The organism is Microscilla marina ATCC 23134 (genome assembly GCF_000169175.1).
GTDB classification, from domain to species: domain Bacteria; phylum Bacteroidota; class Bacteroidia; order Cytophagales; family Microscillaceae; genus Microscilla; species Microscilla marina.
On sequence record NZ_AAWS01000036.1, the window covers coordinates 14,644 to 38,395 of the forward strand.

A 23,752-nucleotide genomic window follows, 5' to 3' on the forward strand; every position below is an offset into this window, starting at 1 on the left:
AGTGCTTGGTTGAAACTGTAGAATGAAACTCCTAACCAACCTATGTCTTTTTCCTGTTTACTCAACCGTGAACCAAATCTTTTCCTTTTGCCCAGTCATAAATATAGTGGCGCATTTCGCCAACCCTTGCCTCAGCATCAACTTTTCCAGAACGTTTCCCCAGCATACTATGCATTGATAAAATTTTAGGACCAAGTTGATGCTCATCATGGTATCCGCCTTGATCGTCCCACCCTGGGTTGAGCCAATGCACATACATAGAGTAGCCTCGGTCGACAAAATAATTAAAGGTCTTCATGGCGTGGGCTACATATTGGATAGAGCATAACACAATGCGAGGGTTTTTGACCTTGATCAAGTCGCCTACATAAGCCTGCCTTTCTTCAGACGATCCGCTTACCAAATATACTGAGGTGTATTCTGTACTATTAAAGTATAGTCTACGCTCTTTTGTACCAGTTTTTACGGTACGCCCAAACAAGGTGTTCCAAGTGTACGACTTGCCCGATTTGCGATGCCCCAACACCGCTACTAATAGATTTTGGGGTGGTTGATTTGTTTGCATAATGATATTTTGAAGGTTTTGTTATTCATTCCACTGTTTAATACTGCCCGTGGCTAAAGCACAATCTAGATGTTCCCAACCCATATATAGAATACCTTCTTTTTCTTTTGGAGGTAAGGCTTCTAGCTGTTCTACTTGAGTCTTATTGGGTGGTGCTCCACAAATTTTGCAATTTCCAAATTTCATAAGTTAATATGTTTGCTTTAAAAGTATAATATAGATAATATGTGTTGTATTCCCTTTAAAAACCAAATATTTAACCTTGCAAAAACTCCGGATGGTTTTTTTGAATTGTCAAAAAAATACGATTTACCACTTTTGTTAAATACTGATTTATCAGTGCCTAAAATTGGCTTAATGGAGCAAGACCATTGGCAGGAGATTTGGCAAATGCTTATAGGAATGCAAGTGAAGCAAAGGCGTCGACATGCAGGGTTAGCTTGTATAGAAGAGTTTAAGAAACAATGAATTATGCCAAGTATGGAGCAACTAAGTGATTGTGTAAAGGCTAAATTAACTCAGTTTACAACTGATGAAAACGATGAAAATTAGTTGAAGGGAGTAATGTATAGTTTATCTCACAAATCCATCCCCGCCCCATGTGCCTCAAGCCAAGCAATGTGGTCGCGGTATTGGGGCAGTGCCTTGTCTACCTCATGCCAAAAAGCCTGGGAGTGGTTGAGGTAAATCAAGTGAGCCATTTCGTGTACTACAATATAGTCGAGCACCTCTAATGGTGCCATGCCGCATTTCCAATGAAAATTGAGGTTGCCTTGCGCCGTGCACGACGCCCAACGATTTTGCAGTTCCATCACCCGCACTTTGTTGGGGCGTACCCCCATGCCATCGGCAAAGTGCTCAATACGGTCGTTTATTCTAGGCAAAAGCTTTTGTTTATAAAAAGCAATAAAATGGGCTTTGGCTTTGGGTGCGTCGTTTTTGTTGAGCACAAAATACCCATTTTTGAGTTGTAGGGGCACCGCTTGTTCAGCCTCTATCGACAAGCGGTAGTTGCGCCCCAAGTACAAAAACGATTGCCCATTGACATACTCACGCTCTATACGGGCCGCATTGGCAGCCTTCCACTCGGCAAGGTATTTATATATTTGATACTCCTTAGCTTGCACCACACTGGCAAGTTTTTCTTCGCTCAAGTGTTGGGGTGCCAATATCGACACCGTGCCATCGCGCTCTATATAAATACTCAAAGTTTTGCGTTTGCTGCGTTTAATCGTATAGTTTACGTCGTCGTTTAGCATACTTTTATCTGGGGTTTCGTTTTTTGGCAGCCTGTATCACCGCCGCTGTAATCTTTTTGTGGGCTTGTTGCACCTCAGGCACACCGCTTTCCAAGTCGAGGTAATCGTCTATATCAGACCTTAACTCTTTTACTTTAGACTCCTTGTTCCACAGGTTCGGAATGTCTAAATACTCGCCCAATATTTCCAAAATGCGCCGCACCACTGCCGCCAATTGTTGCTTTTGCTCGTCAGAGAGTTCATCGTTGGTTTGGTGTAGTTCGCCCACATTGATTAAATCATAATAAAACATTCCCTCCTTGCTCAATCCCAGGTCTTGGTTGGCTTGGCGACCTTTGCGCATTTCGTTGCGCAAGTTAGACAATTCGCTTGCTATTTCCTCCCATTTGCCCGCATGATTGGTCATGATGTCCTCTATTTTTTTGCTAAAGTCGGCTTGCAACACCTCATCGTCTTGCAGGTTGTCTTTGATGTGGCGGCGCATGGCGTGTGCCATCTCCGATGCCTTGGCTTTGGGTGTGAGGGCGTTGCGGTCAAGTTCTTTCGGAAACTCGTCAGACAACAAGCTCACCTGTGCCACCTTGGTGTCTATGCCCAACGACTCTAGGTGTTGGTCTATCATTTTGCGCACCTTGGCTTTTGCCCAGCCCAAGTCCATTGTAGGGTCTTTGTAACGTTGGCGTATGCGGTTGGCAAGGTAGCCCAGGCGTTTGCCCGGAATGTGGTATTCTTGAGCTTGGGGTACATTGAACAAAGTATCGAGGCTATGCAAAAAGTCTTTGAGCAATACATCAAACTCCGCCCTAAAAGCAATATTTTCGGCAGCCTCTACGCAAGCCTCCGTTATGTCTAGCTCTAGGTCTTTGTCTTTGAGCCTTTGGTACACAAAATCTTCAATATCGGGCAAGCCACCTTTTTCTACCAAAAACTGCATAAAGCGATCAAAGCGCGATTCTAAAATGGGTATTTCCTTGTTAATGTCACGGAAATAGTCAGTAAACTCCTGCCATTCTTCGCTGTCTATGTCATCATCGGCATAAATGGCAAGGGCTTCTTTCAGGTTTTTGGTTACCCCAAAATAATCTACCACCAAACCGTGGGTTTTGCCCTTACGGGTACGGTTTACGCGGGCTATAGCCTGAAGCAGTTCGTGTTCGCGCAGGTTTTTGTCCAAATACATCACCTGCTCAATGGGTGCGTCGAAGCCCGTGAGCAAGCGGTCGCACACGCACAAAAAAGCAATGCCCGTGGCGGGTTTGTGATAGTCAAAATCTTTTTTGAAGTTCGCCTCCGCCTTCAGTTTTTTAGCCTTGTTATACGCCTTCTTCACGTAGCCTTGCTCGTTGTGCGAGCCAATGCTCACCACCGTGCAAGCATCCAAAAACTCCAGCTTTTTTATCAGCTCAAGGTCGGGGTGGGAGCGGGCTTTTTCTTCGGCAATGCGTTCTTTGATGGCAGCAAGTATTTGAGCTTCGTAGCGTGCTGCGGCTATTACCGACGGAGCCACTACTTGCGCCTTAAACCCATTGGGCAGCACATCGGCAATATAGTGCGCCACCATATCGCGGGCGTTTTTCTTGATGCGGTCATCGCTCTCTAAATAAGCCGTGATGGTGCCGTACCTGCGCTCAATCTCAGCTTTTTCTTTGGGCGTGCGTTGGCTAAACTCGTCCTCAAACTGTTGGTGCAGCTTTGTCGAGTCTACCCTATCTTTGCTGGTTTTGCCTATGTATAATATATCGGTAGTAGCCCCATCGCGCACCGCTTCTTTGAGCGTGTATACATCTATAAAACCGCCAAAACGCTGTTGGGTGGTTTGTTTGTGGCGGTTGGTGAGCAAGGGCGTGCCCGTAAAGCCCAACTTGGTGGCATTCGGAAAAGCCAAAAACAAATTGTTGCCCATGTCGCCGCCTTGGGTGCGGTGCGCCTCGTCTACCATCATCAATATGCGGTCAGAATCGTTTACCGTAGAAAACTGCTTAAACTGGGGCACATCGTCTGTTTGCTGCATTGCTTTTTGCAACGATTGGGCGTGCTTTTGCTCTTCTTCCAAAAACTTATGAATCATCACCATCGTGAGGTCAGAGCTATTGCCCGAAAGGGCAGTAGGCAGGTCATGCCTATTGTTTACCTTGCGCACTTGGTCTTTGGTATACGCCAAAGTCTCCGAGAGTTGACTCTCTAGGTCTACTCTGTCTGTCACCACTACCACCTTAAAATCTTTGAGTGCTACCGTATTGCGTAGTTTTCTCACCAAAAAAGCCATCGTGAGCGACTTGCCCGAGCCTTGAGTATGCCAGACCGTGCCCGACCGCTCCATTGGGCTACTTTGTTGGTGCAACCGCTCCAGTATCTTGCCCACCGCGCGGTATTGTTGGTAGCGGCAAATAATCTTGACCTCTAGCTGTTGGTTGGGCTGAAAAAACAGCGTATAGTTTTGCCACACATCTATGAGCACCTCAGGGTTGAGCAAACCACTAATCATCACCTCTTGGTGCACGGCAGGGTCTTTGGTGTGTTGGTTGGGGGTGTATTGGGCAATGGGGCGCGTTTTATATTTCTCAGGAAAAATGTCTTTCCAATGGGCATAATGCTCCATTTCGCCGCTAATGGTGCCCACTTTAGCCTCTATGCCGTGGGTAAGCACGCTAAACAAATTATAATAAAACAAACGCGGCTCACCCTCTATAGTGTGGGCATTATAAACATCGTCCTGGCGTTGGTTGGCATAGCGCCTGAGCTGGTCGAAGGCATCAGAGAGCGGGTCGGCTACGTCTTGGTCTTTGCACTCTACCACCACCCAGGGCAACCCATTGACAAACAGCACAATGTCGGGAATGATGCAGCTATTTACTCCGTGGGGCGTGTTTACCCTAAACTGGGGCACGGCATCGAACAAGTTGTTTTGCCAATGGTCGAAATCGACAAATTGTACCAAGGCATTTTTTTGTTGGGTCACCTCGTTTTTAGCCACCGTGTCGCCCTCTTGTACCCGCTCAAAAATCGCCTTGTTGGTTTCGTGCAAAGTAGAGCTACTCTGCTCTAGTTGGATAAACCCCTGCAAGAGCTCGTCTTTTTGTTTGGCGGTGAGCCAAGGCTTGCCATTGGGTAGGCAGTTGACAAGGTCGAGGCTTTCTTTGAAACGTTCGGCAAGCACCACTTCGTCAAAGTTGTTGCGCAACGATTCTTTAGCCGATTTTGGGATGCCCTTGCGGGTTTTGGGGCGATGTATTTGCCAACCCAAACCGCTGAGTTGGTCTAAAAAAGGGCGTTCTACATTTGTGTATTCCGACATGATAGTAAGTTTTGGATGTTGGTGTAATATAAATAACTCAAGTTACGCAGATGCAAAGGCATTAAGTCACCAACCATCTCAAATAACTACCTCCTGTGTTGGTCTTAAGGCTTTAGCCTGACCAACACAATGCTACCATCATTGCTTGATTTCTAGGTCTGTTTTGCTTATAAAAAAGACAGACCAAAAGCGTGGTTAATAAGGTAGTAGTGAGGCAAGGGTGGTGGTCTGCTGCGCTTAAGACCACCACCCTGAGAACTAGTTATTTGAGATGGTTGAACAACTAAAATATTTAAAATAAGTAGTTCTAGTGTTTGCTGCGTAACTTGAGTAAATAATCTAGGCTATTTGAAGTTGGTTAAAATACCAAGAAACTCATTGCATGCTACTTATTCCACACCAGTCAGGTTTTTTTAGCGTTGTCACACAAACCCGACTGGTGTTTGCCTGTATTGTAGGCTTGTTTTTATGCCCCTTTCGGGGAAACCATTGCCTCGGCTGCCTCTACCGATACCTTGCCCGTGAGCAAGTCTTGCATAAGGGCTTGTTTGAGGGTTTTTAGTTTTTGAAATGATTTTTGTTCAGACTCAATTTGCTTCTCCAAATTATTCAATTTTTCTACAATGTTATTTTGCTCTTGAATACTTGGGGGTTGAGCAATTTTAAACTCTCTAATTTCCTCTAGGTGTAGGTTAGTTACCGTACCTTGTTTAGCTTGTCTTATTATTTGATTTTTTATAAGTTCTGATTTTAAAAAGTATAGTAAATATTCTACATTAATTAGTCTATGGTTTGGTTTAATTAAAGCAAGGCTAACAAAAATAGAAAATTCCCAATCCCAGTCAACTACCTTAGGAATCCCAATTGTACCATTCTTAGATAATAGTAAGTCTCCTTTTTCAGGATTACATCGTTTAGTTAGTATTTGATGTTCTTCTAGTGAGACAAACTTTAGTTTATCAAAATTAATATCCTTTGTTTGAACATCTGTTACTCTTAAAAAAGGTATTCCACTTTCAGTATATTTAGGGGTATGATGAGTCCCATCTATTATTTTCAAAGTTAAGTCTTCTAACCGTACAAAACTATAGTCCTTTGGAATCCAGCCCAACTCCGTTTTTTGATACAATTCGGGGGCTACTTGGCGAGGCGGGCGCAACTTGCCCGTGCTTACATCAATGCCTCGGCTAAACAAATCTTGCATCAGCCCCTCTTTGAGCGTTTGGTATTTCTCAATGGCGCGTTGGGTGCCATCAATCACCCGATCTACTGTGCTCAATATTTGGGCGATTTTGCGTTGATAAGTTAATGGAGGATACTGTACTACTAAGTTTAATATGCGGTATAAAGCAAGTTTAGGTACACCTCCTCCAATACCTATTTCTTTGTTAATTTGTGATTTGGTTTCTTCAGAACTTAGGTAGTATTGCAGATAATTTTTGTCAATAATGCTTTTGTCTATGTTTGTGATTTTAGCCGCATTCTCTGTTAGTAAGGCATTATGAAGTAATTCAGGTATGTTTCCTACGGAGCCAATAGTTCCTGCAATAGTAATGTATAAGTCATCTGCTGATATTCTATAGTTACGAATAACTTTTTCTATTTCTTCATCTACATATTGTAAATTAGAAGTGTCAATGCTTCCATTTACCATATCTGTTACTCTTAGATATGGGTGTTTGGTAGGAGTTAGCGAAAATTCTTTTCCCGCAGGTAATCTTTTACCTCCTTTTACTTCTGCAAAGTCTTGTATTTTTTTTTCTTCCCAATTACTCATACCCCAATTCCATTAAATACCCATTCAACAATTCATTGGCTTGCTCTCTTTCGCGTAAAATCTCCTGCAAAGTAGTATTATACTTGTCCCAAAGGCGTTCGAGAGCGGTTGCCAAACCTCGCTGGTAGCGTTGCACATAATCCATAATAATGTGGTGCAAACTGCGTTGCCAACGCGCCAAAATAAGGGCTTGTGCCTCGGCTTGGCTTATCTTTTCGCGGGCTTTGTCTACCAAGTCCTCCTTGCGTTTGCGTATTTCGCCTATCACTTTTTTGCATTCTTTCAGCTCAGTTTCTAGGTCGAGGTGGGGTTGTAGCTCGGCTTGCAAGGCGTCGCGGTCGGTTGCTACATCGGCTCGCTCGGCGTGCAAATTGTTCCATTCGGCTATCAATTTTGCGAGTGCCTCGTTCAAGCCCTCTTCCATTGCTTTGAGCTGGGCAAGTTGGGCTTGGTTGGCGTCGCTTTGTTGTTGGTGTTCGGCTATTTGTTTTTCCAAATCTGCCTTTTTGCCAGTTTCGGCAGTTTTGAGTTGCTTTCGCAAATCTGCTAAAGCTTTTTTGCGCGTTGCGTTGTCGGCTTTCAAGGCTTTTTCGGGCACGGCGGCGTTTTTCTTGTAGCGCGCGTGCACATTTCTGAGCAATTTATCATATTTTCCTATTTTGCCGTTCAGCCCCTTGAGCCTCTCCTTCATCCTTTTGAGCTCGTCTTTGGGGTACACCCATACCTCTTCTAACCCCGTGCGCTCGTCTTCTTTTTCTTGGTATTCTTCGGGGCTCAAAGCGTTTACCTCGGCAAACAACGCCTCTATTTCGTCGCGGCGTGCCTCGTTTTGGGCAAGCTCGCGCAACACCTCAGGAAACTGCGATTGCAATATCTCGTCGTCAGGAATCAGTTCGGCGTTCCAATTACTCGCCGCCACCGACTTCAAATCGGTTTCTATAGCGTCCCAATAAGTAGCAAAAGCACCTCGGCTTTTGTACAAATCCAACACCCCCAAACGGCTAAAATCTTGGGCTATAGTTTCCGAAAAAGTTTGCAACAACTCATACACATTTTTGCGCTCAGGCAAGGCTTGTAGCTGGGGCAAGTGCTGTTGCCACCATTGGGCGATGCTGTCTTCGTATTGTTGGTGCTTTTGGGCTATTTCGGGGCTTTGCTCCAGCGCTGCCTTCAGCGTGGCTTTGTCGGCTATGCTGTCGGCAAACTGCATATAACCAGCTTGTGAGGGGTAAGGCACCAGCACGCGTTCGCGCAGCCCAGGGTAGTTTTGCCAATAAGCCTCTAGTGCGGCTACCTCGGCGGCAGGAATGCCCCCGTGCAAATGCGCCCGCACGTCTTGAGGTTCGGCAGGGGGCGAGTTGTCTACATAGCGGCGAATGTTAAAATTATAATCTTCGCGCAAAAAATCGTTGTAGCTCATCAAGCGTGAATATTGGGGCAGCTCTTGGCGCTGATGATACACATAAGTAATCTTGCTGATGTCTTCGGGGCGCAGCTTGTTTTGGTTTTTCTCTTCCTTGTACTCGCGGTCGGCATTGATAAACAACACCTTGCGGCGTTTGTCAGCCCCTTTTTTATTGATAATAATCAAAGAGGCAGGTATGCCTGTGCCGTAAAACAACGAAGCAGGCAAGCCAATCACCGCATCGAGGTAGCCTCGCTCAAGCAGCCAATGGCGCATGTCTTTTTCGGTGCTCCCTCTAAACAACACCCCGTGCGGCATCACCACGCCCATTCTGCCGTTGTCTTTGAGCACCCGCACCATGTGTTGCACAAACATAAAATCAGCCTTGCTTTTTTCGGGCATCCAGTGCCTAAAGCGGTCTTTGAAACCTATGATGTTATCTTGCTTATAATCTGCCGAAAAAGGCGGGTTTGCCATCACTACATCAAAGCGCTGAAGCTCGCCATCTACTACATGCAGCGGGTTGTTAATCGTGTCGCCTTGCTCAATTTTAGCGTCATAAATGTCGTGAAAGAGCATGTTCATTTTGCACAGCGCCCAAGTGGTGCCGCTGAGCTCTTGCCCATAAAAACTCAACTTAGACGCGTTGTTGTAGCGTGCCTCTACGTAGTTTTTGCATTGAATGAGCATCCCACCCGAGCCACAAGTAGGGTCGTATACCTCGGCGTTGGGGGCGGGCTCTAGCAATTGCACCATCAGCTTTACTACCTCGGCAGGGGTATAAAACTCGCCCCCCTTTTTGCCCGCACTATCGGCAAAAAACTTGATCAAATATTCGTAAGCCGCCCCCAATATATCAGGAAACTCAAAGTTTTCGTCGCGCAAGTCTACCGTGTCGAAATGCTGAATAAAATTAATCAGCTTGGTATCGTCGAGCGTTTTTTTGTTTTTGCCAATGGTGCGGTTAAAATCAATGCTCTTTAGCACCCCCGACAGCTTATCTAGGTTGGCGTCTTCTATAGCCGCCAAAGCCTTGTTGAGCGCATCGCCCACGTGTTTTTTAAGGTGTTGAATCCCGTCTTTGCCCTTCCAGCGGGCGTTTTCGGGGATGTAATAATCATAGGCATTGGCTTTGTTGAGCGCACGGGCGACCACCTCGGCAGCCAGCCCTTTTTTTTCTAGTGCTTTGCGTCGTTTCTCTTGGTCTTGCTCAAACTTATCGTTGAGGCGTTTTAAAAACAAAATGCCAAAAATGTATTCCTTGTACTCTGAGGCATCCATGTTGCCTCGTAAAATATCACAGGCTTGAAACAAAAAGTTTTCGAGCCATGCCAAAGTAATTTTCTTTTTCAATATCTATTAGTTTTTTAGTCAATAGTCGGGAGTCGGTAGCTTCTTATTTAGTCGATAGTTTCTCAGAATTGATAATTACCAATTAGGAGTGTGTGAAGCTTCGAAAATCCTTGATATACAAGTGTTTACGTGTAAATTAAGGGCAAATTTGTAGGGGCTACCCCTTGCTGTAATGCAATGGAAGTTCTCGATTTATCGGAATGGTCGCCCTAGCGAAAAACAGACAACTTAATGAAGCAGCCGCTTCGCGAACCATAAAGCCATAAAACAATAAAACCATACATTCATACATCCAAGCGTAAATATACAAAAGCTATATTGCGAACAGCGACCCTTGAGTGCTTTTTTGCAAAGGCTTGGTGTTTTCTGTATCTTTGTATATAATAAAAAAAAGGAATCTCAGGCAAGGCGACAAACCTCTCCTGTAGTTTTACTCATCCTCAAAGCACACTCGCCAAAGTTACTGCTTTGGGTTTTCAAACTGTCAGATTCCCTTATCAACTTAATGAAGAGCAGGTGTATACACACTTGCTTTTTTTGTGTTCAATGTTTTGTCAGCGTTCTGTGTTATTTTTATTGTCAATCAATTATTTTCTAAGTCAAGTTACGCAAATTTGATTTATTGTTTGAATAACTAGGAGTTGAGCAACGCTTCGCGCAACCATAAAACCATAAAGCCATCTAACAATTAAAGTAAGTAGTGTTGGATCACAATGTGTAACATCAGTTGCTAAGTCAATCACTTGTCACTAAAAGCTTGACTCTGCAAAAACGTCTACCCAAGCCTCCAAGAGTGAGCTTTGGTGTTGGCTGAGCCCACCCGCGTTCAATAGCGCCTCGGCATCTGCCAAAAACCGTTCTATCGACCTCTTTCTGCCGCCTTTGTAGTCTTTCAAAGTGGCTAAGTCGCTCACTGGAGCCACACTGTCAGCAATAAACCTTTGCCAATCGGTAGTCATACCCAACGCCCCCATGTCGTGCACAAAGTTGCGGTACAAAATGCGTTGGCCAATAGCTGCCGTCCGTTGAGTAGGCGCCGTGTTTACCACCTGCATTTTTTCCTGGGCATTGGGCGCCTCGTGAAACTCAGCAAAAAAACGTTTTTCGTTTGTTGCCCAAAAACCTCCTTGGTACAACTGAGCGTCCAGGTCTACATTGTTGCGGTGGGCAAAACTTTTTCCTGCCACATATTCGCCCAATTGCTGCATCAAGTTTGGGTTATTAGCCACAAAAGCTGCATTGCGTTTGATAAGTGCCCCACGTGCCGCATCAAACACAGCAGGATCGCGGTGTTTCCAGTTCAGCAATAGCTTTTCGTCGGTCAACTTTTTCTTTTGCACCCAAAAACGGCTTTCGAGGTTTTTGGTGTTCAAAGTGCTCAAGTCGGGATCATCGAGCGGTACATAATGCACATCTTTTCCTACCTGCCCCAACACGTGCACAGGCTGTTGAAAACCAGCGTCAGCGCCTAGTTGTGCGTCTACCAAGAGCGCCCCATTTACCCCTTCTATTTGTCCTTGGGCAGCTTTTACTCTGTTTTGATCTTCTTTTTTGTCAAAAAAGCCCAAAGCCTGTTCCCAGAGCATAGGGTTGGCATTGTGCAGTAGTTTTGCCAGCTCCATGATGGTTTGGGCATTGGTAGCACCTTTGCCTACAGTCAAGCCATTTGCCTGCGCTATATCATCCAGTTCAAGGCTCACCTTGCCCGCCGCATTCTTCGAAAACACCAATGCATTGGGTGCTTGGAGGTAATACAACGTCACTATAGTCCGCAAGTCTACACGTCGGCAACTCCGTTGCCATTGGTGGGTATAGGGGGTTAAGCCATTGCGGTAAAACCCAAAGCGCACCAAGAGGTCGTCGTTGTTCAGGTTGCCATAGCCTACATTATAGCTATGGGGCGTATTGAACAACTCGTGTATGTGGCGCATTGCCTCATACTCGGTACTGCCCTTAGCTAAGTCTGAAGGGAGCCAATTGTTGGCAATGAGCGCCTCTGGGCTAGGCACCACATCGGGGCGTTTTTTTATCTCTATATGATGCGTTTCCAATAGGTTGAACGCGTGGTCGGTAACATACGTGTCCGCTCGTAGTATTTGGTCAAAAACGGGGTTGTCGCCCGATGACCTGGTGTCGTAAAACACCAAATTTTTGTTTTTTATCATTATAAATGGATTAAAATTAAGTAACAAGACAAAGTTATTGGTAAACAATAGTACGTTTTTAACTGATTTACTATCAGCGATTTAATCGCACAAATTCTTAACACCAATCGCTTGCTACAGCTTTAGTTTACTTGTAGCTGATGGCTCAAGGCTTGTAGCTACTCATAAATCTAAAAGATCACCAATATTATTATCTAGCGTACCTCGTAGCTCAGCTAAACGAGTCTTGAGCGTTTGCTCCTCCTGCGCCAGTTCTTCCAAAGACTTTAGTTCTTCTTTGGTAGCTTTGGCAGGCACCAATGCAGCGATGTTCATACCCATATGGGCATCATAAAGTTGTTCGTTTTTATACACTTTACTAAAAAATTCCACCTCCTTTCGTTGTTCTATAGTATTTACAATTTTTTCAATATCTTCGGTTTCCAGCGTTTTATAACGGGTTTTTGCTTGGTTGATGTGTTCGGCATTGATCACCACCACCTCGTCGAACCGTTGGCTGGTGTCAAACACCAACATCACCATTTTTATGCGCGAGTAAAACTTCTGGTTAGAAGGCAACGCCACTATAGCCCGCAACATGCCGCTTTTCAATAGTTCGATTCTCAAATTTGCCACCTCATACTCGTTGCGCGGACTGCCCTTATACAATATAGCGGCACTCGTTACCAGCGCCGACATGCGCGCTTGTTTAATATAAGGCAATAGCTCACTCACCAAGCTATGCGGATGTTGTTTGCGCACGGGTAATATGCCCAACACCGTGTCTACAGGGGTAAGCGCGTAGTCTTTTACCCGCAAAAAAGGACCAATGTCTAAGTGCGTATTTTGCCAACCCATGACAAAAGCAGTACACTGACTAATGAGGTGCGCATCGGTTACTTGGTCGAGCGCCCATAGTTCGCGACTCGTGCTAGGCTTTTGTTGGTGCAGTGCCAGGGCTATGCCATTGCCATAGGCAAAAGGGCAATAGAGACTCCGTAGCTCTGGCGAAAGCCTTGCCGCCAAGGTTGCCAATAGTTGATTAAAACCCACAGGGTCGCCCCAACCATCGGTAGCACTGGGATGGGTCAAATATTGGTTTACCACCTGTACATATATTTGCTGCCAGTCTTCGGGCGGAGCGGGGCGTTGCCACAGTCTATTTATAATGCTGCGCCAATGAGCTATAGCCTCGGCATCTACAAAGCGCTTACTAAGGTTGAGTAGGTTTCTGAAAGGCACTGCCTGGTCTATGCCCAAGTGCGCCCCCAGCTTGTCAGCCACTTCTTTGAGCTCCTCTATGGTGGAGTACATCCCCCTTAAAAAGGGCATTATATCAAGGTTTTTGGGCAGCTTTAGCCTTTTGCCTGCCTGTGCCCACACCAACAAAAACAGCTGTAGCCCTATGTACTCATTGCTTTGCTTTTGACTCAACTCCTCAAACTCTTGCAGTAATTTAGTTTTTTTGCTTTGTTTCATCTCCCGTTATTTTGTTTAACACTCCCTTCAATATTTGTTTGCGCACCCCTTGCAATGCCTCAAAGTCTCGCGCCTCTTGCTGAAGCAGGGCATAAGTTTGCGCTATTTTTTGTTGCACTTGTAGGGCAGGCAAGGGTACTTCTATGTTTTCTAATACCTTCATAGAGATATTCTTGACGGTTGCCCCCGTGCCCTGTTGGGCAAAATAGCCTTGTGCCGCTTCGTTGAGGTACCACACCACATACTCTAGGTGTAGGCGACTTTTCCAGTCGCGTTTGTACCTCAGAATAAAAAAATGGTTGCTAGGCACTGCATACTCATCCGTGCTCAAATTGCTCAAAGGTATGGTAGTGTTTCGGTCGCCCTTTGCCACAAACAACAAATCGCTGCGATGTAGCAAACGGTCTTCGTTGGGTATTTCCAACGCCATTGCTTCCACTTTGCCCCAATCTACCTTGCCCAAACTATGGTCAATGTGTTTCATTTTTACTACTTGCATAGGGCGCGCCTTGGCGCTCTCGGTGTAGCGCTTGGTAAGGGTTGCCCCACTTTTTATAATAAACAATTCCCCCAATGGTATTTTTTCTACCTTTTCCATAAGCTGTCTCTTGTACTTTGTTTAAACTTTCTTTTTTTGATAAAGAAGTTTTGTGAAACAAAGGTAGTAATAATTATTTAACCAATATAGAGGGATAAAAAAGGTTTTATCTATTTTTGCCACAATCGGCAAGTAATCACCCATACTTTTTAGGTTTGTATGACAAAGGTAGCATGTATTTTTGTTTCAAGCAAGATAGAGGGATAAATATTCGAAAAATTCTTGTTTGGTAAAAAACTTCCCACAACTGACATTCATCAAGCTTCATGATATTCAACCATATTCAGTTTTACACAAGTCAATCAGTAGTACCTTTTAAAGTTACTTGATCTCGATGCATTAGGAGATATGTTCTAAACCGGACAGTTATTGCGATCACGTTCCTAAGTATCATTGTTATCAAGATTAGCCAGTGGGTGTTCCTGCTGGCTATTTTTTTAAACGGTGGTTTTTGTAAACACGAAATGACTTATAGTGTTCTAACCTAGGTTTGAGCGAAGTGATAACTCAGGAATATAAAAGACAGATAATATACTTGGTTTTGGTTACACGCTGCCGAGCAGTTTAGTTACTTCTTCCAAGAATATAGGTTTTGAAAACATATTTCCAAGGGGTAAAAATAATTGGAATAACAATCAAGATAAAAACTTGAGTCCACCCTTCTTCTTCGGTTCCCGAAAGTTGATCGGTTTTCCAAAGAGGATATGCCACAAAACAAAGCCACAGGCCTTTATAAAAATACATGAACAGCATGATGGGCAACATTTTTAACGTGCGAAACACCCCTACACCTGCCAATGTGGTATAGGCAGCTATGGCACACCAAGCAATGGCAATTTCAGGGTTCCACTTTTTTTGATGGGTAAATAGTTCTATCCAGGCATCTTTGGCAGCAAACAGAAACATGAGCAAAAAGAAGAGTTTCATCACATATACCTGAATAGGCAAAACGCCCTCATATTTTTCGGAAGGTTTGAATAAGTTTTTTATCATTTTTATGAATTTATTTAAAGTTCACAATGTACATAAAATCATAAAAAACTGGTCTTCACATTTGTGAAGAAATCAACCCATTATATTTCTTGACGAATTCGGCTTAAACTTCCGGGGTTTATGCCTAAATATGATGCAATATAGATTAAAGGGACATTTTTGATGATTGTTGGACGGTTATGCATTAATTTAAGGTAGCGTTCTTTTGCTGTCAAAGTGGTTAAATCAATCATTCTTTGCTTACTTGATTCTACATAATATTGAAGCATTTTCTCACTATACTCTTGCGATGTAATCCCCACATCTCTTGCTTTGCTTACATTCTCTCTACTGATTCTAAGCAACTTACAATCAGTTATACAATGTAGGTTTTCGTTAGAAACCGTTTGGTGGACAAAGTGGTTGTAAGAAGTAAAGAACCTTGGACCATCATTAATATCTATAGTAACCTCTCTTTGTTTACCATCAAGGTGGTAATTCCGAATAAATCCAGAAACAATGAAATTGTGGTATTTATGTACAGTTCCTTGGGTTTCCAGTAATGTGTTTTTGGGAGCATAAACGGGTTCAAAGAGTTGACGGCAATAATCCTGGTCGCTTTGGGGAATAGCTGTTAATAATCTCACATAATCGAAGAACACCTGAAAGAGGTGATTAACTTCATCTTGGTTTTGTATTGTGCTGTATCTTTTCATAGGAAAACTGTAGGACTTACACTTAAACAAAAATGGTTTTGAGGATGGATTTTGACTAATTGTACCTCACACCCCAATGATACAACATTCGTTCAGGCTTACCTCATAAGAATTAGTAAAACTACCAAAATAGCCTGAGCCATTTGACTAATCTCTTATCGCCAGGCTTCTTGTAAAAATATGTCCATAGCTTTGATTGATAAAGCACTGACTGACTTTCTCACGCCTTTCACCTATATATATTAAATGCAACATTGTTGCATTTGAAAAAAATCACTTACTTTACCATGTGGTTGAAATAAATTGATCAACACAAGATACTATTCGCTGCAATAATCCTTAATTTATAAATCAAATTTGAAATGAATCGTACTCGTTTTCTTAAGAATTTTTTAGGCCTAAGTCTGCTTTCATTATGGGGCTGTCAAACAGAAAGTAGCAAAGCAAGGCTGGCTGTCTTGAAGGGTACTGCAGAAAAGCAGGATGACCAAGCCATCAAATCGCTCCGGCAAGAACTGAAGGCAGCCTGGCTTCGCTCCGAAACCATGACGCTGACTAATGTAGGGCAAATGCCTGCTGAGTTGTTCACCTTTAAATATACCGATGAGGCGATGACCTTTACCGAGCAATGGCGACATTGTGTAATTTATACCTGTGGGCAGTTGTCTGGGCGTGCAGGGCTCAAAAACCCTTACAAGGATGTAAAGCTTCCTGTGCAAATGTCTAAGGAGAATATTATTAAAGAATTAAAAAAAATGTACACCTTTGTACGACAGTCAATTGACGAGCTATCCAATGAAAAACTCCTGTCTAGCTGTAAGTTTGCAGGTGACACTATCCCAGTATGGCGTTTATTTTATGCCCTGGAAAATCACATCATCCATCATAGGGGACAATGTGTAGTATACTTACGTCTAAAAGGAGTAGTGCCAAAAGGTTATTATGGATGGTAAACATGACAATATTGTCTACAATCAGGTAATCATTTAAAGAAAACAAATGACAAGTAAAACATCACTATTTACTCTATTCTTCTTACTCGCTTTTGGATTTGTAAAAGCGCAATCCATTGAGGTTCTTAAACAAAAAATCCATCAGGTATTCAAAGGTAAATCAGCTACTGTTGGGGTGGCAATTAGAGGGAGTAATTCAGCAGATGCCATTTCTATTAACGGTAATAAGCGTCTGCCCATGCAAAGTGTATTTAAATATCACCTGGCATTGGCAGTATTGCATCAAGTTGACCAAGGAAAGTTTAGCTTGAACGAAAAAATTGCCATTACCCAAAAAATGGTTAACGCTTATAGCCATTTGTGGAGCCCTCTAAGAAAAAAGTACCCAAACGGGGCAAAGTTAACTTTAGCCGAAATACTTAGATATACTGTTGCCTGGAGCGATAACCTAGGGTGTGATGTGCTTTTTAAACTAATAGGAGGCACTAAAGTAGTAGAATCTTATGTCCATAAAATAGGGGTTAAAGACATTGCCATTGTCCATAACGAAATTGTAATGCAAGCCAAATGGAAGCATCAGTATGAAAATTGGACTACAGCCAATGCAGCCAATCAAGTGCTGCAGTTGTTTTTTGAAAACAATGATAACCTATTAAGTACCAAGAGCTATAACTTTCTGTTGGATGTGCTAAAAGGTACCAAAACTGGTAAAAAAAGTATCAGAGGCTTATTACCTAAAGATGCGGTGGTGGCTCATAAAACTGGTCATTCAGGAAAAAACAAACAAGGCTTAACAGGAGCTGTAAATGATATTGGGATTGTTTTTCTGCCAGACAACTCTTATTTCTATGTAAGTGTGTTGGTAAGCAACTCTTTAGAAAGTGATGCCACCAACCAAAAGATAATTGCTGACATCGCAAAATTGACTTGGGATTATTTCAAAAATAAATAAACATGGGCAATCATTGACAAACAATTCAAATGGAGACTAAAAACAAAAAGTATAGCCGAAAAGAATTTATGTCCTTTTTGGGCAAAGCTAGTTTAGGAGCTATGTTAGCTCCTCCGTTTTTAACAAGTTGTGGTGGCACCAGTACCCCTGCTCATACTACTGATACCCTATCTAAGGGAAACCTTGAAAATTTGAAAACGCTGGTATTGGAAGCGTTGCCTGCTTCGGATAAAGATGATTTATTACTTGCCAAAGGGTTAGATTATCATATCGTAATCAAATGGGGTGATCAAATCAGTGATAAAGACACCTTTGGGTTCAACAATGATTTTACTTGTTTTATTCCCCTTGATGAAAAGAACCCTAAAGACGGACTGTTATGGGTAAACCATGAATATATCAACCCACTTTTTGTGTCTGACTTTGATTATGAAAAATACGAAAACCCACAGAAACATAGAACCAAAGCACAGGTAGACAAGGAGATGTACAATGTGGGTGGAAGCATTGTCAGAGTGAAAGAAGAAAATGGTCAATGGAAGGTAGTACAGAACGATCCTCTCAATCGACGAATTACTGCACAAACTCCCATGCGACTCAACTGGGATATGCCCATCAAGGGCAAAACTACAGTAATAGGTACCCATAGTAATTGTTCGGGTGGCATTACTCCCTGGAAAACTTTTATTACCTGTGAAGAAAACTACGATAGTTTTTTTGGCGAAACCGAGTACGATAAAAACAACCAAGCCACCCATATACCAAGCCTGTATGACTGGGAAAAATTTTATAACTATCCACCAGAGCATTATGGTTGGGTAGTAGAAATAAACCCAAAAGACGGCACTGCCCAAAAGCACATTGCCCTTGGAAGGTTTGCCCATGAATGTTGTACTTTGTATGAACTAGCCGATAAGCGAATAGTGGCTTATACTGGAGATGATAAAAATAATGAACATTTGTATAAGTTTATCTCATCTAAACCAGGTTCTTTAAAAGAAGGAACGTTGTATGTAGCCAATACAGAAAAAGGACAATGGCTTGCGCTGGATTGGGAAACACAACCCGCATTAAAGAAAAAATTCAAAGACCAAACCGAGGTTTTAATCAGGGCAAGGGAAGCTGCCAAACTATTGGGAGCCACCGAGTTAAACCGTCCTGAAGACATTGAAATTGACCCCATTACTGGAAATATATTTGTTTCGCTCACCAACAATAATAGCAAAAAAGATTTTCACGGTTCCATTCTAAAAATTGAAGAAACCAAGGGAGCTTTCGATGCCCTCACCTTTAAAGCCTCTACTTACCTGGCAGGTGGCGAAGAAAACGGCTTTTCTTGCCCTGATAATTTAGCCTTTGATTTGGCAGGAAACCTTTGGATGACCTCCGATATATCGGGTAGCTCGATGAACAAAAAAGGAAAACCTTATATGCCTTTTAAAAACAATGGTTTGTTTGTGATTCCACGCCACGGAAAAGACGCCGGAAAGGTAATTCGGGTAGCTTCTGCTCCAAGAGATGCTGAACTCACTGGTCCCTGGTTTTCGCCCGATGGCAAGACATTATTTTTGAGTGTGCAACATCCGGGCGAGCAAACTAAAGATGTGAAAAATCCTACAAGCCAATGGCCTTTTGATAAAGACAATATTCCGAAACCTGCGGTGGTGGCCATCACGGGCGATTTGATAGAGAAAATGAATAAGTTGAATAAAATTTAAATGCATCGCCCGGTTCAGGTAAAAACTGTGTCGGGCTATATTACCTACCGTTATTCACCGGGTAAACATTTATTCTGATATGTATCCATTTACGGTAGTACCACATTAAAGTGTGTATGGAAATTTTTTCAATCATACACGGTGAAAGGTAGGACTACCAGTTTTTAAAATCTCTGATATACAGGTATTTATGTCTAAATCAAGGTGATGTAGGGGCAATCCCTTGTGGTTGCCCTAGTGAAGAGCCCTCATAAAGAGCAAACCTGAGCGCATAATATGTCCCTTCAAGGAAAAACGCCCTTATTTTCACTCACTGTAGTACCACATTAAAGTATGTATGGAAATTTTTTCAATCATACACGGTGAAAGGTAGGACTACCTCCATCTACTGATTTTATAAGTTGTTAAAAATCAGCATACTATCAAACTGGATAAAATAAGGTGTAAAATCCAGTGCCAAGTAAAATTCTAGTACCTATGAAACTTTTAGCCTTATACCTTTTCGTTCAATTATCATCTTTGAGTGTTAATCATCTCCCTCATATTCAATACTACCAAGAATGTGTGGCTACCTACGATAGTGTAAGCAAACAAGTAGTATATGTTTTTGTAGAACAGATGCCCCAATACTCTGGCGGGCAATAGGCTTTGATGAAATACCTGACCAATCGCTTTCAACATCCCAAACAAGATTATTTTCAGGCCAGTTTCATGGTAGAATTTGTGGTAGATAAAAAAGGTAAAGTGACCGCGCCTCGAATAAAAGGTAAACCGAAGGAGAAGCTCACCAAAGCTGAAACGAGATTAGAGTATGTTTAAATTTTGTCTTCGGAGTTAAAAATGATGAGTTTTTTGTGCTGGCGAGGCATATTTTTAAGTGAATAGCCAAAGTTATTGACGCAAAAATTAACGAAGCTAGCGCGTAAAAATCACTTTTTTAGCCCAGATTATGATTTTTAAACATACTCTTATTACAAATCTTCGAGAAAATGCCGGCTTGGACTCCAGGAAAGTGTAATCAACAAAACGTGGCTACTAAAATGTTTCTTCCGTTGAAGTTTTAAGTCATTGCTTTTGTGCCAGAGGGTTAAAAGTTGTTATGAACTAAAAACATCAAGACTTAAAAATCCTTATCTTTATTCCCCAAAAAATTAACTGGTCTTTTGTTTACGTGATAAAAAATACAGTGAATAATTGAGACCGCGTTAGCTGGATTTGCCCTGCGGTTTGGCGTAGTTTAGACAAAACAAGTTACAGTTGATGTGCTTGACCTCTCCAAGAACAGGTCTGCCTGCTCCCCAAGTGCAAGCTCGGAGCTCTAAGCCGAACTTAATTAGGGGAAATAACGGCTCATAGACACCCAAAGCATTGTATTAGCTTGTTTGCCGAATGGTATATCATTTTATTAAACAAATTTTTGACCTGCGAAAGGTCAGTCATAATTTGGAATATTCAACCCAAGCACTATATCTCGCTTGATAACTCTGTTTTTACTTAAACCATTCTTTTTTTTACCCCATAGTTTTAGCATATTTAGGCCACGGAGATAGCTTCAGACTTAAGTTTATTGTGAAGTGGCAGTTTACTTTGTTTAGTGACAGAAGCAAGGCAAATTAGCCCAGTTAGCTATAGATTTTCGCTCCGCAGCTTTAGACTTAATTGCTCTTGAGCCACAAACAGTTTGTAAACACCCAGTGCAGGGGTTCGATTCCCCTCTCTCTTACCATCTTAACAAAAAACAACATAAGAGAGTAGCTCAGTGGCAGAGCAAGGGTAGCAGGTCATGACAAACTGTGTTGATTGTTGAAGAGTAATACTTGCGTTGGGGGTGATACCTCAAGCAAACCGCCATAGTAGCTCAGCTAGGTAGAGCAATTGACTGCTAATCAGTAGGACGCGGGTTCGACTCCCGTCTCTGGCTCGGCAGCCGTAAGGTTAGAGCGGCTGCCATTTTTTTATTTATGGGCATCATCTAATAAAGAGATACCTTGTCAATAACATCGCAGAGCGCTTTGACCCTCTTGAAACAGACAATCTTTTGGACGCTCTTATAAGAAGGTAAAAAGCGATTTTCCCAATATTGAGGAAAACCGCTTTTTGATGGAGCAATAAGCATCCACTAAAATTGTTTTAGATAAGTAACTTTTCCTATGACTTGCTGAGCGTGTTGAACCGACGTAAGCCCTTCGTTTTGGGTATCGTTAAAGACCAGGTAAATGAATGACAAAGGTTGAAACTCCCAGGAAAAACGAATATTCCAATTGGCAAATTTTGACAAAGAATTGTATTGATAAAAAGCGTTTAATTGAACCCTTGCATTGAGCGCCAGCCTTAGTTCAGGAGCAATCAAGTGAGCTTCTTTGCTTTCCTTTTCTGTCCCTAATTGTCGGGCATTGTTGTATTGATAGTTTACCGAAAAATAGGTGTGAGGTATGGGGGCAGTTGTCAATCGTGCCTGATAGGTGTCCAGCTGACCATCAAAAAAATTACCTGTTTCGTATTGCAGATAAAAAGAAAGTTTTTTAGAAATATCGGAGGAGTAGGTAAGCCTGTAACGAGTATAATCGTACTCTCCTTGAGCAATGTCTACAAGCAATGGGCTGAAAGTGTTGAGTAAATTCTGGCGGGTAGGCTCTATCTCGCCAACCAATCGACTTCCGTCTTGAAATAATATCCAGATGGGAAAAAAGGTGACCGAACTTTCCAAAAACTGTCGGTCTTCGTTGCGGTGGATCACCGTGGCAAAAACCCCTGGCTCGTAGGAACGAATAAACTTGGGTTTCCAGCTTGGACGCAAAATAGCATAACCTCCCCCACTATTGGCCATATAGTTGCGTCGCCGGACAAAACCCGCCGTAGATTCGTAGTTCTTTTCAATAAATTGATAATCGTAGTAAAAATACCATTGATTGCTTCTGTAGCGCAAGCTCGAATATCCCGCCCAGCCATTGCTGTTTTGGTCTTTGGTTTCGGAGCCTGATACATAAAACTGCCATGACAAGGGGCGATTAAAGCGAAAAAAGCCATCTATTGTCCCCGTAAAATTATAACGGTCTTGTATCCCTTGATGCTCTAGTGCTTCGTCGTATCGGGCGGTCACCATTCCCCCCAGGCGGTTTTGTTTACCAAAGTTTTGCACGTAGCGTAATACCCCAAAGTTGGCGGCTGGACTATCACCGAGACCTCGTTGCCGTACCATCAAGGCTCCCATGCTTCGTTTAGAACTACGATGGGTGAGCCGCAAACCTGCGTCAATTGGAATGGGATTACCTTGATTGTCTAAGCCAATAGTTCGGCTAAAAAAAGGTTGTACATGGTCATTGCTCCCTGCCGCAAACAAACTGGCGTTTTCAAGAAAAAACTGCCTTCTTTCGGGTAAAAAGACCGAAAAACGAGTCAGGTTTACTACCTGGCGGTCTACATCGGTTTGGGCAAAGTCTGTATTGACGGTGAAGTCTAACACCGTATTAGGAGTAATAGCCCACTTGACTTCGCCCCCCATTTTGGTAAACAGGTTATCGGAGGCAAATAAGTTGGTAGAATCGTTATTGCGATTGGCAGAAGCAAATACATAAGGTTGGACGCGAATGTTGGTAGAGGGTGGGGGAGGTTTGATACCTTTGAGAATGCCCGCATAACTCATGCGGTAAGGGTTAAAAGCCCTGGGGTAGGCTGCCCAACTCGATATTTCGTTTACCCGCCGGGCCCGCCTTACAAAGTTAATTCCCCATTCCTGATGATCACCCTTTGGGTAACGAATGGTAGCCCAGGGAATACGCATTTCGGCAATCCATCCCTCATCAGTACGGCTGGTGCGCACTTTCCAAAATCCATCCCAATCGGTATCAAAAATATTGCTGTCAAACACCTGCATGTCGCGTCGGGCTCCGTAGGGGTTGGTCTGAAAGCTGATGGCATTGCGTTCGTCTCGAAAAGCATCTATCACCACCCCAAACAAGTCGCCGCTGCCCCAGTCAAAGTCACGGCGCAAGTTGGGTACTCTCAGTCCTTTTTTGCCCAAACTATCTTTGCAAAAAGCCCCAATGTACAAGTATTGGTCATTGTACAAAACTTTTACCTCGGTAATAAAATCCGAAACTTGTCCCTGATTGGGTTCTACCTGAGTAAACGCCTGGTATTTTTTTGCTTTCGCCCAAACCGACTCATTCAACACTCCATCTATCTTGAGGTTGGCAGTAATTTGGGTGGCTTTGATGATTTTTTTCTGATCTTGGGGAGGGGGTTCAAAAATTTTTTGGGCATAAACAGACGAAAATATACCTAATTTGAAAATTAAGAAAGAAATAACATTCAATAGAATTGTTTTAAAATTTTTCATGGTTTTAATTTTAATGCAACAAGGTTGCAATATACTTAAAATAATAAAATGCAACACTGTTGCATATAGAGTGTTGATGTATTACTTACATTTGTTATTTCAAATGTCTATAAATGCCTTTCGGTAAGACCTTCGCGGGAGGTGTTATAATGTTGTGATGGTTCGTCAGGCGCCCCTGGCGCAAGCTTCCTTCGCTTGTGCTTATAATTGCGAAAGCATCTTGCCCC

General features: G+C 42.8%; 18 protein-coding genes and 1 tRNA gene. 7 read left to right on the forward strand and 12 right to left on the reverse strand.

Annotated elements, in window-relative coordinates:
• Positions 1-61: 61 nt before the first annotated feature.
• Both M23134_RS25805 and M23134_RS41375 read right to left on the reverse strand, forming a co-directional pair.
• On the reverse strand, positions 62-565 hold the full coding sequence (locus M23134_RS25805) for a hypothetical protein (protein ID WP_002701231.1): 504 nt from the start codon (positions 563-565) through the stop codon (positions 62-64).
• 21 nt (positions 566-586) lie between these two features.
• Positions 587-751 carry a hypothetical protein gene (locus M23134_RS41375; protein ID WP_157558651.1) on the reverse strand — a complete coding sequence of 55 codons (165 nt, stop codon included), beginning with the start codon at positions 749-751 and terminating at the stop codon, positions 587-589.
• A gap of 39 nt (positions 752-790) precedes the next feature.
• Here M23134_RS41375 and M23134_RS25810 point away from each other — a divergent pair, with 39 nt between their 5' ends.
• Positions 791-1,033 carry a hypothetical protein gene (locus tag M23134_RS25810; RefSeq protein ID WP_002701232.1) on the forward strand — a complete coding sequence of 81 codons (243 nt, stop codon included), beginning with the start codon at positions 791-793 and terminating at the stop codon, positions 1,031-1,033.
• A gap of 110 nt (positions 1,034-1,143) precedes the next feature.
• Here the strand turns inward: M23134_RS25810 and M23134_RS25815 are convergent, their stop codons facing one another.
• From M23134_RS25815 to M23134_RS25860, 9 genes are all read right to left on the reverse strand, one after another.
• A complete protein-coding gene (locus tag M23134_RS25815; protein WP_002701233.1) occupies positions 1,144-1,824 on the reverse strand; it encodes a M48 family metallopeptidase in 681 nt (226 codons plus the stop codon).
• Between the two features lie 4 nt (positions 1,825-1,828).
• Positions 1,829-5,119: a type I restriction endonuclease subunit R gene (locus M23134_RS25820; protein ID WP_002701235.1), complete on the reverse strand. Its 3,291-nt coding sequence runs from the start codon at positions 5,117-5,119 to the stop codon at positions 1,829-1,831.
• Positions 5,120-5,585: 466 nt separating this feature from the next.
• Entirely contained in the window at positions 5,586-6,896 is a 1,311-nt protein-coding gene (locus tag M23134_RS38905) for a restriction endonuclease subunit S (protein ID WP_002701237.1), read from the reverse strand.
• Complete coding sequence (locus M23134_RS25835) at positions 6,889-9,654, reverse strand: type I restriction-modification system subunit M (RefSeq protein WP_002701238.1); 2,766 nt, start codon at positions 9,652-9,654, stop codon at positions 6,889-6,891. The genes M23134_RS38905 and M23134_RS25835 overlap by 8 nt, the downstream gene beginning before the upstream one ends.
• A 749-nt stretch (positions 9,655-10,403) precedes the next feature.
• The gene (locus tag M23134_RS25840) at positions 10,404-11,819 is read right to left on the reverse strand and encodes an exodeoxyribonuclease I (protein WP_157558652.1); all 1,416 of its coding nucleotides are present in this window, start codon (positions 11,817-11,819) and stop codon (positions 10,404-10,406) included.
• A 162-nt stretch (positions 11,820-11,981) separates the two neighbouring features.
• The gene (locus tag M23134_RS25845) at positions 11,982-13,277 is read right to left on the reverse strand and encodes an N-6 DNA methylase (RefSeq protein ID WP_002701242.1); all 1,296 of its coding nucleotides are present in this window, start codon (positions 13,275-13,277) and stop codon (positions 11,982-11,984) included.
• Complete coding sequence (locus tag M23134_RS25850; protein ID WP_002701243.1) at positions 13,255-13,875, reverse strand: restriction endonuclease subunit S; 621 nt, start codon at positions 13,873-13,875, stop codon at positions 13,255-13,257. The genes M23134_RS25845 and M23134_RS25850 overlap by 23 nt, the downstream gene beginning before the upstream one ends.
• Before the next feature lie 564 nt (positions 13,876-14,439).
• Positions 14,440-14,868 (reverse strand): hypothetical protein, encoded by a 429-nt coding sequence (locus M23134_RS25855; RefSeq protein ID WP_002701247.1) that lies wholly within the window; start codon positions 14,866-14,868, stop codon positions 14,440-14,442.
• Positions 14,869-14,948: 80 nt separating this feature from the next.
• Positions 14,949-15,563: a Crp/Fnr family transcriptional regulator gene (locus M23134_RS25860; RefSeq protein WP_002701248.1), complete on the reverse strand. Its 615-nt coding sequence runs from the start codon at positions 15,561-15,563 to the stop codon at positions 14,949-14,951.
• A gap of 362 nt (positions 15,564-15,925) precedes the next feature.
• Here M23134_RS25860 and M23134_RS25865 point away from each other — a divergent pair, with 362 nt between their 5' ends.
• The 6 genes from M23134_RS25865 to M23134_RS25880 all read left to right on the forward strand — a co-directional run bounded on the left by M23134_RS25865 (position 15,926) and on the right by M23134_RS25880 (position 21,107).
• Positions 15,926-16,516: a DinB family protein gene (locus M23134_RS25865; protein ID WP_002701251.1), complete on the forward strand. Its 591-nt coding sequence runs from the start codon at positions 15,926-15,928 to the stop codon at positions 16,514-16,516.
• 46 nt (positions 16,517-16,562) lie between these two features.
• Entirely contained in the window at positions 16,563-17,468 is a 906-nt protein-coding gene (gene bla, locus M23134_RS25870) for a class A beta-lactamase, subclass A2 (RefSeq protein WP_002701252.1), read from the forward strand.
• A 29-nt stretch (positions 17,469-17,497) separates the two neighbouring features.
• Positions 17,498-19,186 (forward strand): PhoX family protein, encoded by a 1,689-nt coding sequence (locus M23134_RS25875; protein WP_002701254.1) that lies wholly within the window; start codon positions 17,498-17,500, stop codon positions 19,184-19,186.
• A gap of 477 nt (positions 19,187-19,663) precedes the next feature.
• A complete protein-coding gene (locus tag M23134_RS41380; protein WP_157558653.1) occupies positions 19,664-19,831 on the forward strand; it encodes a hypothetical protein in 168 nt (55 codons plus the stop codon).
• A 6-nt stretch (positions 19,832-19,837) separates the two neighbouring features.
• Positions 19,838-20,005, forward strand: a complete 168-nt coding sequence (locus M23134_RS41865) for a hypothetical protein (protein WP_002701258.1) — start codon at positions 19,838-19,840, stop codon at positions 20,003-20,005.
• Positions 20,006-21,033: 1,028 nt separating this feature from the next.
• Positions 21,034-21,107 (forward strand) — tRNA-Ser (locus M23134_RS25880).
• Between the two features lie 198 nt (positions 21,108-21,305).
• On the opposite strand, the gene M23134_RS25885 is transcribed toward M23134_RS25880, so the two are convergent.
• Positions 21,306-23,525, reverse strand: coding sequence for a DUF5916 domain-containing protein (locus M23134_RS25885; protein ID WP_002701260.1), 2,220 nt, complete (start codon positions 23,523-23,525; stop codon positions 21,306-21,308).
• Positions 23,526-23,752 lie beyond the last annotated feature (227 nt).

Bases quoted from the DNA above. Each gene is read 5' to 3' on its own strand.
- M23134_RS25815 (WP_002701233.1), bottom strand. From the start codon at position 1,824: ATGCTAAACGACGACGTAAACTATACGATTAAACGCAGCAAACGCAAA.
- M23134_RS25840 (WP_157558652.1), bottom strand. From the start codon at position 11,819: ATGATAAAAAACAAAAATTTGGTGTTTTACGACACCAGGTCATCGGGC.
- M23134_RS41380 (WP_157558653.1), top strand. From the start codon at position 19,664: ATGAAACTTTTAGCCTTATACCTTTTCGTTCAATTATCATCTTTGAGT.
- M23134_RS25860 (WP_002701248.1), bottom strand. From the start codon at position 15,563: ATGAAAAGATACAGCACAATACAAAACCAAGATGAAGTTAATCACCTC.
- M23134_RS25855 (WP_002701247.1), bottom strand. From the start codon at position 14,868: ATGATAAAAAACTTATTCAAACCTTCCGAAAAATATGAGGGCGTTTTG.
- M23134_RS25875 (WP_002701254.1), top strand. From the start codon at position 17,498: ATGGAGACTAAAAACAAAAAGTATAGCCGAAAAGAATTTATGTCCTTT.
- M23134_RS25805 (WP_002701231.1), bottom strand. From the start codon at position 565: ATGCAAACAAATCAACCACCCCAAAATCTATTAGTAGCGGTGTTGGGG.
- bla (WP_002701252.1), top strand. From the start codon at position 16,563: ATGACAAGTAAAACATCACTATTTACTCTATTCTTCTTACTCGCTTTT.
- M23134_RS25845 (WP_002701242.1), bottom strand. From the start codon at position 13,277: ATGAAACAAAGCAAAAAAACTAAATTACTGCAAGAGTTTGAGGAGTTG.
- M23134_RS41865 (WP_002701258.1), top strand. From the start codon at position 19,838: ATGAAATACCTGACCAATCGCTTTCAACATCCCAAACAAGATTATTTT.
- M23134_RS25865 (WP_002701251.1), top strand. From the start codon at position 15,926: ATGAATCGTACTCGTTTTCTTAAGAATTTTTTAGGCCTAAGTCTGCTT.
- M23134_RS41375 (WP_157558651.1), bottom strand. From the start codon at position 751: ATGAAATTTGGAAATTGCAAAATTTGTGGAGCACCACCCAATAAGACT.
- M23134_RS25885 (WP_002701260.1), bottom strand. From the start codon at position 23,525: ATGAAAAATTTTAAAACAATTCTATTGAATGTTATTTCTTTCTTAATT.
- M23134_RS25850 (WP_002701243.1), bottom strand. From the start codon at position 13,875: ATGGAAAAGGTAGAAAAAATACCATTGGGGGAATTGTTTATTATAAAA.
- M23134_RS25810 (WP_002701232.1), top strand. From the start codon at position 791: ATGTGTTGTATTCCCTTTAAAAACCAAATATTTAACCTTGCAAAAACT.
- M23134_RS25820 (WP_002701235.1), bottom strand. From the start codon at position 5,119: ATGTCGGAATACACAAATGTAGAACGCCCTTTTTTAGACCAACTCAGC.
- M23134_RS38905 (WP_002701237.1), bottom strand. From the start codon at position 6,896: ATGAGTAATTGGGAAGAAAAAAAAATACAAGACTTTGCAGAAGTAAAA.